This is a genomic window from Lacihabitans sp. CCS-44 (assembly GCF_024343735.1).
In the GTDB taxonomy this organism is placed as follows: domain Bacteria; phylum Bacteroidota; class Bacteroidia; order Cytophagales; family Spirosomataceae; genus Leadbetterella.
The window spans coordinates 123516-137556 of sequence record NZ_RJUE01000060.1 but is presented as its reverse complement, the minus strand read 5'-3'; the positions used below and the strand labels follow the sequence as shown (position 1 = coordinate 137556).

The 14041-nt window shown below is 37.5% G+C and carries 12 protein-coding genes; 7 read left to right on the top strand and 5 right to left on the bottom strand.

Annotated elements, in window-relative coordinates; all coding sequences use genetic code 11:
• The first annotated feature begins 60 nt into the window (after positions 1 to 60).
• The 3 genes from EGI26_RS14970 to EGI26_RS14960 all read left to right on the top strand — a co-directional run bounded on the left by EGI26_RS14970 (position 61) and on the right by EGI26_RS14960 (position 2975).
• The gene (locus tag EGI26_RS14970; RefSeq protein ID WP_255079602.1) at positions 61 to 729 is read left to right on the top strand and encodes a DUF1080 domain-containing protein; all 669 of its coding nucleotides are present in this window, start codon (positions 61 to 63) and stop codon (positions 727 to 729) included.
• 135 nt (positions 730 to 864) lie between these two features.
• The gene (locus EGI26_RS14965) at positions 865 to 1839 is read left to right on the top strand and encodes a DUF2157 domain-containing protein (RefSeq protein WP_255079601.1); all 975 of its coding nucleotides are present in this window, start codon (positions 865 to 867) and stop codon (positions 1837 to 1839) included.
• Positions 1836 to 2975 (top strand): hypothetical protein, encoded by a 1140-nt coding sequence (locus EGI26_RS14960; protein WP_255079599.1) that lies wholly within the window; start codon positions 1836 to 1838, stop codon positions 2973 to 2975. Before EGI26_RS14965 ends, EGI26_RS14960 begins: the two co-directional genes overlap by 4 nt.
• Here EGI26_RS14960 and EGI26_RS14955 read toward each other — a convergent pair.
• The 4 genes from EGI26_RS14955 to EGI26_RS14940 form a co-directional block, all read right to left on the bottom strand.
• Positions 2972 to 3457, bottom strand: coding sequence for a DinB family protein (locus tag EGI26_RS14955; protein ID WP_255079598.1), 486 nt, complete (start codon positions 3455 to 3457; stop codon positions 2972 to 2974). The two genes, EGI26_RS14960 and EGI26_RS14955, sit on opposite strands and share 4 nt — an antisense overlap.
• A gap of 36 nt (positions 3458 to 3493) precedes the next feature.
• The gene (locus EGI26_RS14950; RefSeq protein WP_255079597.1) at positions 3494 to 3904 is read right to left on the bottom strand and encodes a RidA family protein; all 411 of its coding nucleotides are present in this window, start codon (positions 3902 to 3904) and stop codon (positions 3494 to 3496) included.
• 389 nt (positions 3905 to 4293) lie between these two features.
• Positions 4294 to 5088, bottom strand: a complete 795-nt coding sequence (locus tag EGI26_RS14945; protein ID WP_255079595.1) for a serine protease — start codon at positions 5086 to 5088, stop codon at positions 4294 to 4296.
• A gap of 193 nt (positions 5089 to 5281) precedes the next feature.
• A complete protein-coding gene (locus EGI26_RS14940; RefSeq protein ID WP_255037397.1) occupies positions 5282 to 5590 on the bottom strand; it encodes a DUF3467 domain-containing protein in 309 nt (102 codons plus the stop codon).
• A gap of 287 nt (positions 5591 to 5877) precedes the next feature.
• Here EGI26_RS14940 and fusA point away from each other — a divergent pair, with 287 nt between their 5' ends.
• The 4 genes from fusA to EGI26_RS14920 all read left to right on the top strand — a co-directional run bounded on the left by fusA (position 5878) and on the right by EGI26_RS14920 (position 12514).
• A complete protein-coding gene (gene fusA / locus EGI26_RS14935; RefSeq protein ID WP_255079593.1) occupies positions 5878 to 7989 on the top strand; it encodes an elongation factor G in 2112 nt (703 codons plus the stop codon).
• A gap of 100 nt (positions 7990 to 8089) precedes the next feature.
• On the top strand, positions 8090 to 10486 hold the full coding sequence (locus tag EGI26_RS14930) for a glycogen debranching protein (RefSeq protein ID WP_255079586.1): 2397 nt from the start codon (positions 8090 to 8092) through the stop codon (positions 10484 to 10486).
• A 112-nt stretch (positions 10487 to 10598) separates the two neighbouring features.
• Complete coding sequence (locus EGI26_RS14925; protein WP_255079584.1) at positions 10599 to 12107, top strand: DUF4394 domain-containing protein; 1509 nt, start codon at positions 10599 to 10601, stop codon at positions 12105 to 12107.
• A 71-nt stretch (positions 12108 to 12178) separates the two neighbouring features.
• Positions 12179 to 12514: a n-acetylglutamate synthase gene (locus EGI26_RS14920; RefSeq protein WP_255079582.1), complete on the top strand. Its 336-nt coding sequence runs from the start codon at positions 12179 to 12181 to the stop codon at positions 12512 to 12514.
• A gap of 29 nt (positions 12515 to 12543) precedes the next feature.
• On the opposite strand, the gene EGI26_RS14915 is transcribed toward EGI26_RS14920, so the two are convergent.
• A complete protein-coding gene (locus EGI26_RS14915) occupies positions 12544 to 14040 on the bottom strand; it encodes an ATP-binding protein (protein ID WP_255079580.1) in 1497 nt (498 codons plus the stop codon).
• Between the last annotated feature and the right edge of the window lies 1 nt (position 14041).

The window sequence follows — 14041 nt, the reverse complement described above, 5'->3', positions numbered from 1 at the left end:
CGTTTTTCTGTTGAGTTTTCTAAAAAACACTTATATTTATAAAAAAAACAAACCTTAAAAATGAAAAGAATATTTGTATTAGGATTGATTTTGTTAACTGTATCGGTTTCTGCCCAAAAGAAAAAATGGGTTAATCTGTTCGACGGAAAAACCACCAACGGCTGGCACACTTGGAAAGAAACTGGGGTGAAAGGTTGGCACGTAATGAACGGTGTATTGATGACACACGGCGGCAACGGCGATTTGGTAAGCGACAAAGAATATGGCGATTATATCCTAGAGTTTGAGTTTAAGTGTGCTCCCAAAGGCAACAGCGGTGTTATTTATAAAGTGACAGAAGACGTAAACAACAAAGAGCTTTTTGCTCCATATGCTTCTGGACCAGAATTTCAGATTATTGACGATGTAAATTACCCTGACAAAATCAATGACGACCAAAAAACTGGTGCCAACTACGACATACAGGCTCCGCTGGACCTGAAAGCCGTAAAACCTGCTGGCGAATGGAACAAAGGCAAAATTGTTATCAAAAACAATGTGATTGAGCATTTTGTAAACGGTACAAAAACTGCCTCTTATGAGTATGGAAGTGTAAAATGGGCGGATGATGTGGCTGGAAGTAAATTTGCAAAATGGCCTTATGCCCAAGCACATGCCCAAGGAAAAATCTCACTCCAAGACCACGGCGATATGGTTTCGTTCAGAAAAATCAGAATTAAAGAATTATAAGTAAATGGCCGAAAGGCCATTTTTTATGTCTTTATTTTTTTACTTCAAATTGTTCTCCAAACACGAATTTTCAAAAACCTGGCTTAACCTATAATTTTTGTTGTAAATTCGTTGCAACCATTATAAAGTTAAACCATGAATGCCCTCCTAGACAGATTTCTTGAAAAAAACATTATTTCGAGCGAGAAAGCTGCCCAAATTTTAGAATATGAAAACCAAAAACCTGTCTCCATTTTTTGGGAGCTTCGGAGTTTATTGTATCTGGGCATTTCGTGTTTAAGTGGAGGTTTGGGGATATTAATATACCAAAATATTGACACCATCGGTCATTCAGTTCTGATTGGTCTCACAGCTATTTTGTGTTTAGCTTGTTTTTGGTATTCTTACAAACACCGAGTGTCTTTTACTTGGGAAGAAGCCAAAAATGTATCCTTTCTGACGGAATTTTCATTGTTAGGAGCTTGTGTGCTTTTTTTAGTTTTAGAAGGTTATCTGCAATACCAATACAATGTCTTTGGTGAGCGATATGGCTTGGTTACATCTATTCCAGCCGTATTGTTCTTTGTAGGTGCTTATTTTTTTGATCACCGAGGCATATTATCTATGGCTATCACGGCAACGGGTTCATGGTTGGGATTAAGCATAGCACCCAAAAATATACTTGATACCTTCGATGTCATAAACACAGAAATCGTTTATGCAGGCATTGCATTTGGAGTTTTATTGGTTTTAGTAGGTTGGCTTTCAGAATGGAAAGACAAGAAAAAGCATTTTGCGTTTACTTATTATTTTTTTGGTGCCAATGTGGCTTTCATTTCTACACTCACAGCACTTTTCAGTTTTGAATTCAAGTTTCTGCATCTACTTTTGTTATTGACTATGAGTGGCGTTGCGATATTTCATGCCCGACAAACCAAGTCTTATTTGTTGCTTCTGATGGGAGTTATATATGGCTATATTGGTTTTACTTATTTTGTTTTCTCTAATTTCAATTTTGACGAATACTTGTTTTCTTCCTTTTTCTATTTTATGATTTCTTGTGGTGCGGTGGTTTACTTTTTGTTCAATGTAAAATCTATTTTGGGAATTTCTAAATCAAAAAATGTATGAAAGCCTACAACGAAACTTGGGTAGAAAACGTAGCCGCAAAACGACTAATTGAGGATTGGTTTAAGAAAAACTTACTTGGCCAAACGGAATTAGAAAGCTGCCAATCAGAACTTTCAGAAGATTTTTATGACCCCAATTGGTTTATCAAAATTGGTCTTTTTCTTTTTACAGGCATCGCAATTTCCTTTTCGTCAGGTATATTTTTGGCATTGCTCGGTGTGGGGTCTAATAATATTACCATGGGTGTGTTTTTGGTAATATTTTCTGTACTTTCCGTGGTGGTTTTAGAGCATTTTATTAAACGCAACAAACTCTATCGTTCGGGCATTGACAACGCCCTTTTATATTCTGCCATAGGCTTTTTGTTTACGGGTATTCTTTCCTTTTTCAATTTCGATTTGATCGATTATTTGTATCCCCTTCTATTGTTAGTGATTCTGATTCCAGCATTGATTCGCTACGCAGACCCTTTGGTGTCAGTTGGCGTATTTTTTAGTTTCTTCATCTTTGTATTTCTATTTTCAAATACCTTTTCTTGGGGCAAAACTTTGCTGCCATTTATTATGATGGCCTTATCTGCAACGGTCTATTTTGTTTCAAAATCCTTGAAAAAGTCTATTTATTATGCTGATGTACAATTCGTTATAGAAACAATGGCTCTGGCAGTGTTCTATTTGAGCGGCAACTATTTTGTGGTGAGAGAAGCCAATGCCTTGTTAAACAATCAGTCGCCATCGGTTGAAATACCTTTCTCACTTATTTTCTGGATATTCACTTTTCTTGTGCCATTTATTTATCTTTATTTTGGAGCAAGAAAAAAACAACGTAATGCCATCATTTTGGGACTTTTAGGTCTTGGTTTTTCTGTATTCACTTATCGAAGTTACTATTCGGTTATGCCAACTGAATGGGCTCTAACACTTGGTGGAGCAATATTGATAGGAGTCTCAGTATTTTGCATAAAATATTTCAAAAGCCCGAAATTCAACCTAAGTTCGGTAGCCGAAGAACAAGGAAAATTACAAAAACTGGAGTCGATTCTGGTTGCACAAGCATTCCAAACGAAAACGTCTGATGACACCCTAAAATTTGGTGGTGGCGAAGGCGGCGGAGCTGGGGCAGATGGGAAATATTAATTTTCTGCCCTAAAAACCCATTCTGGAGCATCATCGGTAGTTTGTCGGAGAAGTAAGTTTAGCTGAGCGGCGTGGTGCTGCACATGACGCAGATTATAAAGCAGAATCTCAAAAACCGAGTAATCCATAGAGCCTGATGAGTTTATCCACCGAGCTTCTAATTTTTCGGAGTCTAAATTCAAAATTAATTCTTTACATTTATCACGGCTAGCTTGCAGATAATCGAGCAATTCTTGTTTGGTATAAACCCTTTCAGGCATTCTATCTTCAAACTCTGACTCCGTAAAAGGGGCTTGAGGCGAAAAACTAGCAGGCTGCATGCACAAGTAATAATCCAGAAAAAACAAACAATGAAAAGCATTGTACCAAAACCTTGTGTTGGTATTCCAATGTTCATCTGGGCAGGCAGAAATAGCATTTTTAAGCATGTATATACTTGCTCCAAACTGATTCCAAAGGCTTTGATTTGTGGTGTTTTTCATATTTTTAATTATCCAAAGTATCTCAAATTTATAAAATCATGCTGCAATAACCGCAATGGCGTCAATCTCAATCAACAAACCCTCTAATGCTAAGGCTTGCACACCGAGCCAAGTACTGGCAGGGAGTTTTTCGTGCGGAAATGCTTTTCTGAATGCATCACCCACAATGGTCGCCTTCGATGGATTGTAATCTTTTACAAAAATATTTATTTTGACAACATCTGAGGTTGTTGCACCTGCCGAACCCAAGGCAGCTTGAAGATTAAGAAAAGCTTGTGTTGCTTGAGTTTGTAAGTCATTTTCTCCAATAAGCTCGTTGTTTTGATTTGCAGATACTTGACCTGAAAGATAAATGGTTTGAATAGAGTCGCTTTTAACCACTACAACCTGTGAGAAAGCATTTTTCCAATTGGGTAATTCGGGCGGATTAATAAAGTGCTTCTCCATCAGTATTTACGTTTTTTATTCAAAAATACGGTCAAACAGAGAATTTCGACACCAAAATGTTGGAATTTCTATCATAATTTTCACTACAAAGCAATCAACATAAAATGGTCAGACCGCTAGGTCAGACTTGAAAAGGCAAAAGCTTCAACAACAATTGTCACCACAAAACAATAAACGCAACAATGGTCGGCCGATAGGTCAGACCTGAAAATGTTGTAATTTCAACAACAATTGTCTCCACAAAGCCAACAACGCAAAAACGGTCAGACCGCTAGGTCAGACCTGAAAAAGCTGCAATTTCTATTGAAATGGGTTACAGTCTTAGCAAGTAAAATTTGCCTTTCACCCCAACGGTGGTAGAACCATCGTAGATCCAGTTAAAATCTTTATCAACTCCACCTTTGAAATTCATTGGAAGCTTTTGTAGCTCCATCAATAATTTCTTCAATGACTTCTTTCTTCCAAACATAACCTAATTGAATACTATCAATATCCCCAATTCTTCCTGAATATATTCCTTGAAAACCATATATTGACCCAAGCACTCCAACAGTTTTTATTGGTGAATGTTGCCTAAAAATAACAGGAGAACCCGACATTCCTTCTCTGGTAATAGTATCAATTAATATTTTAGGTAATTCATCAATATTGACATCTGGTTCACTGGCAATACTGCCTCTTTTCCAAATTGGCAAAATAAATTCTGAATCAAGACCTCGGGGATAACCAATTACAAATACATCATCAGCAATATTTGCTTTCAAATTATATTGAAAGTCAACAAATTGATTTAAGCTTTGAATTAAAACATCATCCGCTTCTTCAAAAGAAATTTCAATTGCTACTACATCAGCTTTTTCTTTATGGATTGGGTGAATCAGCCAATTTGGTATTGTATGTTCCTCATCGACATAAAGGTCCATTTCAGAAGAGTAAAAATCAGCCCCATTTTTTCTTGACCTTAGTTTAAAAAGTATCTTATTTGGGAATCCGCCGTGTTTTTCTGTCAAACGTTTGTGAGTACTGGGATTTCTACCTGTAACATTATGCCAATTTGTAATTAAATATAATTTTTCCTTGTGTGAATAAATAAAGCCTGTTCCAATTGCTAACTCCGTCTCATTAAAATTTAAGAGTAATTTTAAAGTACATAATGAAAGATAATGCGGTTTAATTGTATTCAATATGTTTTGTTTTTTCGATATAAAAAGTAATTATTTTGGATAACGATTTGTTGCTGATTTTGAGAAGTATTTAATTTATTATCCTTGAAATATCGGCCAAGAAATCATAATTTTAAAAAGATGAATTCGCTCCAAAAAAAAGAGCCTTCAAAAAAAGCCCTTTCTTCAAAATCTCAATAAAAAAAACCGCAACCTACGCCTCCCCCATCTGTCCGCCAAAGTTCATCGGGAACGGTACGGGGTCATTGGATTGTCTGATTTCGCCAAAATTGGCCTCGTATTTTCTGATATTGTCTTGCAGTGCCAGTAGCAATCTTTGAGCATGTTCGGGCGTTAAAATCACTCTTGATTTTACTTTGGCTTTTGGCACACCTGGCATCAGTCTGATAAAATCCACCACAAACTCGGAGTTTGAGTGGGCTATCATGGCCAAGTTAGCATATACGCCTTCGGCCATTTCTTCAGACAATTCTATATTGATTTGATTTTCTTCTTCTTCCATCGTATTTATTCGTTGTTCGTTAATCAAAGCTATGAAATGTTTATTTATAAACGAAAATTTATCGCAAAATCTTACGTAACGGTTAAGCTTAGATTAATTTTTCTGGGCTTTTGACGCCTTTTTCTGCCTAAAAATGAGATTCTTAGCATATTTTTGGCTTTTGTCAAACTATTACTCTGCTTTTGTTTTATCTTCTGTATTTTTTTTCTAATTTTGCAGCCCGAAACTGAAATCAAAAATTTTCGATAGTAATCTGGATAAAATTATCCGTAAACAAATTACAAATAATGGCTCGCGATTTAAAATTTACAAGAAACATTGGTATTGCCGCCCACATTGACGCCGGTAAAACCACCACTACTGAGCGTATTCTTTACTACGCTGGTGTTAACCATAAGATAGGTGAAGTACACGACGGTGGTGCTACTATGGACTGGATGGAGCAAGAGCAAGAAAGAGGTATCACTATCACTTCTGCGGCTACTACAGTGGGTTGGAAATACAGAGACAACGACTACCATATCAACATTATAGATACTCCAGGACACGTGGATTTTACTGTAGAAGTAAACCGCTCACTTAGAGTATTGGATGGTTTGGTGTTTTTGTTTAGTGCGGTGGACGGCGTAGAGCCACAGTCTGAGACAAACTGGCGTTTGGCCAACAACTATAACGTAGCTCGTTTGGGCTTCGTAAACAAAATGGACCGTTCTGGTGCTGACTTCTTAAACGTGTGTAAGCAAGTAAAAGAAATGTTGGGCTCTAATGCAGTTCCGCTTCAGTTGCCTATCGGCGGCGAAGAAAACTTCAAAGGTGTGGTTGACTTGATCAACAACCGTGGAATGGTTTGGAACGAGCACGATAAAGGTATGACGTTCCAAGAGGTGCCAATTCCTGAAGATATGTTGGATGAAGTAGCTGAGTGGAGAGAGAATCTATTGGAAGCAGTTGCTGACTATGATGAGACCTTGATGGAGAAATTCTTCGAAGATCCAAACTCTATCACTGAAGACGAAATATTGGCCGCTTTGCGTGCTGCTGTTATTGACATGAAAATCGTGCCTATGTTGTGTGGTTCGTCGTTCAAAAACAAAGGTGTACAAACTATGCTTGACTTGGTAATGGCCTTGTTGCCGTCGCCATTAGACAGAGATGGTATCAAAGGTACTAACCCTGACACTGGTGCTGAAATTATCCGTCAACCGGATGCGAAAGAACCATTTGCAGGTTTGGCGTTTAAAATCGCAACTGACCCATTTGTAGGTCGTTTGTGTTTTGTAAGATCTTACTCAGGCACATTGCCATCAGGTTCATATATATTGAACAACCGTTCTGGCAACAAAGAGCGTATTTCTCGTATATTCCAAATGCACGCCAACAAGCAAAATCAAATCGACGCTCTTGAAGCTGGTGATATTGCTGCGGTAGTAGGATTTAAGGATATCAAAACAGGAGATACACTTTCTGACGAAAAACACCCAATCGTTCTTGAGTCAATGGTATTCCCTGATCCAGTTATCGGGTATGCTATCGAGCCTAAGAAATCGGCTGACCAAGACAACTTCTCTAAGGCTATCACTAAGCTTATTGAAGAAGATCCAACATTGACAGTTGAAACCAACGAAGAAACTGGTCAAACTATCATGAGAGGTATGGGTGAGCTTCACTTAGAAATCATCATCGACCGTATGCGTCGTGAGTTTAAAGTAGAAGTAAACCAAGGTGCTCCACAAGTAGCATTCAAAGAAACATTTACCAAGACTGTTGAACACCGTGAAGTTTACAAAAAACAATCGGGTGGTAAAGGTAAATTTGCTGATATCGTGTTCGAATTCGGTCCAAGAGATGACGACGAAGAAGGAAAAGAGAAGAAAATTGGTTTACAGTTTGTAAACGGTATCGTGGGTGGTGTTATTCCTCGTGAATTTATACCTGCTATCGAGAAAGGATTTAGAGAGGCTATGAAAAATGGTCCTTTGGCTGGTTTCCCTGTTGACTCATTCAAAGTAAGATTGTACCACGGTTCATTCCACGACGTCGATTCAGACTCATTGTCATTCGAATTGGCTGCTCGTATGGGCTTCCGTGAGGCAGGTAAACAAGCAGGTGCCAAATTGCTTGAGCCAATCATGGCTCTTGAGGTATTGACTCCTGACGAGTACACTGGACCAATCACAGGAGACTTGAACCGTCGTAGAGGTATGATGAAAGGTATGGATACTAAGCAAGGATCGCAAGTGATCAAGGCTGACGTGCCTTTGTCAGAAATGTTTGGATATGTAACTGACCTTAGAACTATGTCTTCAGGTCGTGCTACAGCTAACCTAACCTTCTCTCACTACGATTTCGTTCCTACTAACATCGCTGAAGGTGTTATCAAGAAAGAAAAAGGAAACTAAGAGATTTCGTTTAGATTGTTATAAAAAGAGCAGCTCTCAGCAATGGGAGCTGTTTTTTTGTGCAAGAAAATTCGTAGATTTGAATTTAACCTTTGATAAAATGAAAATTTGTAAATCCTTTTACGTTCTAATTGCTTTGAGTCAATTTTCTTTTGCTCAAAATACAATTAGCAAAAGTATTTCTCCACTTTTTGAAAATTCAGAGAAAATAAACGGTAAGTCAGAATATTTGGCGAGCCCTTATGCAACAGCTGGAGACAGGCTCTATATGGTCGGTCATCAAGACGGTACATTCCCAGATTTGGGCTGGCATGTGCAAGGCGAAATGGGCGGAGTTTGGTGTCATCCAATCAAGCTTATGGATGGATTTGAAGTAGAAATGTTGGTAAATAATCAGAAATATATCCTCAATAAAGCCGATGCTTTTGAAAATTATTCGTTTGGCAATAAGCTCACTTACAATGGTTTATCTTCTGATTTTGTGGTTGAGAGATACCAATTTGTGCCAGATGGAAAGAAGGCAGTTTACGTTGAGTTTTTGATAAAAAACAAAACCGCTAAAAGCTTAAATGTTTCGATAGAATTAAAAGCTATTTCCAATCTTATGCCAGTTTGGTTAGGTGAAAGAACCAACATGATTGATGGTAAAGATGAGGCTGTTTTTAAAGAAAATAAATGGCTGATAAAAGACAAATTTAATCCTTGGTATGTGGTTTATGGATCAAAATTGAGAGGAAATGTGGTATCGAAAAATGAAAACGTCTTACACAAACCCCAAACTTCGACTACCAGAACATTATACAATTTAACTGTTCCATCAAAAGGCGATGCAAACTTTCCTTTGGTTATCTCTGGTTCTGAAAAAAGTGAATTGGAAGCGTTGAAAACTTTTGAAGAGCTAAAGCTAAATGCATCATCATTTTTGCAAAAGAAAAAAACTAGGCTTTTAAATGTAAATGAAAAATCAAAGATAACGCTCAGCGACAAAGAACTTGAAAAGGGCTTTCGTTGGATAAAATACAATACCGACTGGCTCATCAGAGATGTGGAAGGACAAGGCAGAGGCCTATGTGCAGGCTTGCCAGATTATCCATGGTGGTTTGGTGTGGACAATGAATATACACTGAAAGGGTTAATTGCTACTGGTCGCAAAGGCTTAGTTTACAGTACGATAGACTTGATTCATGGTATTTCAGAGAAAACCAATGACAATGGAAAAATTGTTCATGAGGTATCTACAAACGGTGCAGTTTTTAACAACGGAAATGTAAACGAAACACCACAATTTGCCTCATTGATTTGGGAAGTGTTCTGCTGGACCGGCGATAAAGTATTCTTGAATAAGTACTTCCCGACCATAGAAAAAGGTTTGGATTGGCTATTAAAAGAGAATGATAAAGATGGCAATCTGCTTCCTGACGGTTTCGGAATGATGGAAATTCATGGAATGGATTCTGAAATGATTGATGTGGCTGTTTATTCTCAAAAAGCCTTTGCAGATGCTGCCAAAATGGCTTTGGTTTTAGGAAAAACCAATTTGGCCAGTCAATACAAATCCAAAGCGGACAAAATCAAAGAAAAGATTAACAAGGATTTTTGGGTAGAGGAATTTAACTCTTACGCTGACTTTATTGGTACGAAAAAACAAGCCTTACATCTTTTAGACGATGCCATAATCAGAGCCGATACTTTGAAAAAACCATGGGCAGTGGCGGAACTCAAAAATTCTAAAAAACAAATAGAAACTTACTCAGACAACGAAAAAAGAGGTTTTGTAATGCACCACAATTGGGTAGTGAACACACCGATGGAAATGGGAATTGCTAATGCAGAAAAAGCCACTAAAGCTTTAGAAACGGCTAAAAAATTTACAAATCCTTATGGTATGTTTGTGACGGGCATCGACCGTGACGAAACAGCAGGAACTGAAGAAGGCTCGTTTGTGACCAATCGAAAGATATTTACTTACACAGGTGCAGTTATGACCTTACCAACTGGCGTGCAAGCCGTAGCCGAAAATAATTATGGAAGACCCGACGAAGCCTATTCATTACTCAAAAGAATGATGAAATCCTTTAGTTTTGCCCTTCCTGGTTCTATTTATGAGGTTTCGCCAGACTTTGGTATGTTTTCGCAAGCTTGGAATATGTATGCTTTTGGCGAACCCATCATCAAGCAATTTTTTGGAATAAAACCATTGGCTCATCTAAAAACTATTCATATTTCACCACTACTTCCGAGTAAGCTAACCGAAGGTAAAATTGAGAAGGTTGACATTGCCGATAACATAATCGACATGAGCTTTTTTCAAAAAACAGATTCACAAAGTTTCGATATTTCTCAAAAATATAGTAACTGGAAACTGGTATTCTCACAACCAAAGGGTAAATTTAGCGTTTGGAAATTAAACGGAAAAATTGTTAAGCCGAAGGCAATTGGAGACACAGAAGTTATTGAATTTAAGGGTTTAAAGAACTCTTTGGACCTGATAAGATAATTTTTCTGACCTTTGAAACGAGACTTCTCATTTCAGTGATTTTTGAAAAAACAAAAAAAGGGCAATCCAAAAAACTGAAATGATCGTAGCTAAGTAAAACTAAAAATTACTTATGTTACACATCCGAACTATTTTCATCACCATGTCATTATTGGCAGGAATTTTCTTGACCTCTTGCGATAAAGAAACACCCGTAGCTGTAGTTAAGCCAAATATTGACTTCTACATTTTGCAAGATGGAAATCAACTCAAAAAAATAAACGCCATGCAATCTGAGATGGCTTCAAATACTGTAGCGATTACAGGATTAATGGCCAATGATGCCCTAACTGCAATAGACTTCAGACCTGCAACTGGCGAATTGTACGGAGTAAGTACAATGAACCGCATTTATATTATCAATCAAGAAAGCGGCACTGCAAGAGTTGTAGGTGCTGCTGCTCTTAATCCTACTATAAACGGAAGTGCTGTAGCGTTAGATTTTAACCCCACCGTAGATAGAATCAGATTGGTCACCAATACTGGTCAGAATCTTAGGCTACATCCAGAAACAGGAGCTGTGGCTGCAACTGACGGAGTCATAGCCGGTACAATGAGCCAAGTAATAGAATCTGTGGCTTATAGTAGCAATATGGCTGGTGCTTCTAGTACAATCTTGTTTGATATTGATTCCAAAACCGATAAACTTTACAAGCAAGATCCACCAAATAATGGTACTTTGATAGAAGTCGGTAGTCTTGGAGTCGATATTACTATGAGTGCGGGTTTTGATATAAATCCGGCAGGAGATGTAGCGTTAACAGCCGTAAAAGTAGCTGATAAATGGGAACTGCATCAAGTCAATTTGACGACTGGAATGCTCACAAAACTTGGAAGTTTACCTTCTGGCAATATTAATGGACTGGCTATTCCTACGTCTCCAGTTGCTTTTGCAGTTGATGAATCCACCAACCTTTTAGCTTTTAATTTCAAGAATATTGGTACGCCTATAAGTAAACCAATAACTGGCCTGCAAGCGGGCGAAACCATCTTAGGTATTGATTTTAGACCTGTGAATGGACAACTTTATGCCTTGGGAAGCTCAAGCAGAATTTATGTTTTGAATACAGCCTCTGGAGCTGCAACGGCAGTTGGAACAATGGCTTTTAGCACAATGCTCATGGGAACTTCATTCGGTTTTGATTTTAACCCAACAGTGGATAGAATTCGATGCGTGAGCAATACGGGTCAAAATCTTAGATTACATCCCGAATCAGGAGTGATAGCGGCTACTGATGGTGCCTTGAACCCAGGAATGCCGATGATTGTTGCTTCTGCTTACACCAATAACTTTGTGGGTACTACTTCAACCATACTTTATAATTTGGATGCAAATACAGACAAATTATACAAGCAAGACCCACCAAATAATGGCACGCAGGTAGAAGTGGGAGCTTTAGGGGTTAATATTGAAGCTGCAAGTGGTTTTGATATAGGAAGCAGGAGCGGAATGGCTTATGCGGTCTTGAAAGTGGCAGACAAATCTTCGATATATTCGATTAATTTAACAACAGGAATGGCGACAAAAATGGGAGATTTACCCTTAGGTGTAAGAGCATTTTCTGTTGGAACTGGTTTTTAATAAAAATTAAAGTATTTTGGCCTCTGAATTAATATTCAGGGGCTTTTTTGTTTCAAGATAAATTTTAGGTAATGAATTATAACAAAAAATTATTTAGGGCAATTTCTAATACGCAAAATGGAGATACCTCATCGGAGACTATTTTTGAATATATTCAGGAAGGAAATGTCTTGAGTTCTGATTATTCAGGAGGCAAAATTTTGGTGGGTCATTTGATTGGAATTGTCAACGAGCAAGGCCATATAAATATGCGTTACCACCACATCAATTCAGCGGGTGAATTGATGACGGGTATTTGTTTTTCAAAACCTGAAATGCTGCCCAATGGAAAAGTAAGATTGTATGAAAAATGGCGTTGGACTTCTGGCGATTGTTCCGAAGGAGAATCCATTTTAGAGGAGGTTTAATCAAGGACTTATCTATTGCAAATTTTGACTTAAATGGCTCTTCTTATTGCTTCATGTAAATCTTTTGGATTAAATGGTTTTGTCAGATAATTGTTCATTCCGCAACTATAAACCTCAGATTGTGTATCGTTAGAAACAGAGGCTGTTAAGGCTATAATATGCGTATTTATTCCTAGTTCGCGTATTTTTTTAGTAGCAGAAAGTCCGTCCATTATGGGCATCTGTAAATCCATCAAAATGACATCATATTTGTTGTTTTTGACTTTTTCTACAGCTACAAGGCCATTTTCTGCCAAATCTATGTCAATTTTCCAGTTTTCCATCATTTTTTTTGCGACCAAAACATTAAACTTTATGTCTTCAACAAGCAGTACTTTTATTCCTTCTAGCAGTACATTCTCATTTGATTCTATGCTTTTTTCAGTGATTGGAAGGCTCTGATCCTTCACAAAAGGTAATGTAAAGTAAAAGTTAGAACCTTTACCAAATTCGCTTTCAACATGGATATCTGCATCCATCAATACCAACAATTTTTTGATGATGGCAAGGCCCAGCCCTGACCCCCCATGTTCTCGTGTGATATTGGAATTGGCCTGGGTGAATCTTTCGAATATTTTAATAATATTTTCTTTTTCAATACCAATTCCATTATCTACCACCGAAAACTTTACGTGTGTTGGGTCTTGACTTTCTCCCACTACCGAAATATTGATGTTTATTTCGCCATTACTAGTAAACTTTATTGCATTTGAAACCAGATTGTTCATCAATTGACCTAAGCGTAATGAATCTCCCAAAACTAGGTCTGGGACGTTTTCATCTATGTTTAGGTTTATGGTGTTTTGATGCTCGTCGGCTTTAAACCTATTGGTGGCTCTGACGTCGCTGAGTAGATTTTTTAATGAGAAAGATTTGTTGTCAAATTTAATTTTCCCGTCCTCTATTTTGCTAAAATCTAAAATATCGTTGATTAGATTTATCAGGTTCATTGCTGAGATATGGAGTGTACTGATAAATTCTTCCTGGTGAGGCAAATGAACTTCTTGTTTTAAGATGTGGATGTTTCCAATTATGGCATTTAATGGAGTACGAATCTCGTGACTCATTACAGATAAAAAATCGGACTTAGCTTTGGCTGCTTTTTCGGCATTTTCTTTTGCAAAAACCAAAGTTTGTTCAAGTTCGTTTTTGATATTGATTTGATCATTCAGCAAATCAATAATTTCTACTAGGTCGTCTGAGTCTTTTAGATTTGAGGCATTTTTTTCATCAAGAATTGTTAAAGTTTGCTTAACCTTTTTTATAGATTCCTTTTTTAACTCGTTTTCTTTTTTCAAATCCTGAAGAACATCCTGATATTCCTTTTCGCTTATCTCAAAAGCATGCTCAGTAATTTTTTTATCTCTTTCATAAGACTCATAAGAAGCACTTACAACCTTGATAAGTGAAGTAAATTCAGGATTTTCTAATGCTTCTTCTCCTAAATGTTTAGCTATTTGTTTTGCCAATAAAGGGTGTAAATTCATA

Bases quoted from the DNA above. Each gene is read 5' to 3' on its own strand.
- EGI26_RS14970 (WP_255079602.1), top strand. From the start codon at position 61: ATGAAAAGAATATTTGTATTAGGATTGATTTTGTTAACTGTATCGGTT.
- EGI26_RS14965 (WP_255079601.1), top strand. From the start codon at position 865: ATGAATGCCCTCCTAGACAGATTTCTTGAAAAAAACATTATTTCGAGC.
- EGI26_RS14960 (WP_255079599.1), top strand. From the start codon at position 1,836: ATGAAAGCCTACAACGAAACTTGGGTAGAAAACGTAGCCGCAAAACGA.
- EGI26_RS14955 (WP_255079598.1), bottom strand. From the start codon at position 3,457: ATGAAAAACACCACAAATCAAAGCCTTTGGAATCAGTTTGGAGCAAGT.
- EGI26_RS14950 (WP_255079597.1), bottom strand. From the start codon at position 3,904: ATGGAGAAGCACTTTATTAATCCGCCCGAATTACCCAATTGGAAAAAT.
- EGI26_RS14940 (WP_255037397.1), bottom strand. From the start codon at position 5,590: ATGGAAGAAGAAGAAAATCAAATCAATATAGAATTGTCTGAAGAAATG.
- fusA (WP_255079593.1), top strand. From the start codon at position 5,878: ATGGCTCGCGATTTAAAATTTACAAGAAACATTGGTATTGCCGCCCAC.
- EGI26_RS14930 (WP_255079586.1), top strand. From the start codon at position 8,090: ATGAAAATTTGTAAATCCTTTTACGTTCTAATTGCTTTGAGTCAATTT.
- EGI26_RS14925 (WP_255079584.1), top strand. From the start codon at position 10,599: ATGTTACACATCCGAACTATTTTCATCACCATGTCATTATTGGCAGGA.
- EGI26_RS14920 (WP_255079582.1), top strand. From the start codon at position 12,179: ATGAATTATAACAAAAAATTATTTAGGGCAATTTCTAATACGCAAAAT.
- EGI26_RS14915 (WP_255079580.1), bottom strand. From the start codon at position 14,040: ATGAATTTACACCCTTTATTGGCAAAACAAATAGCTAAACATTTAGGA.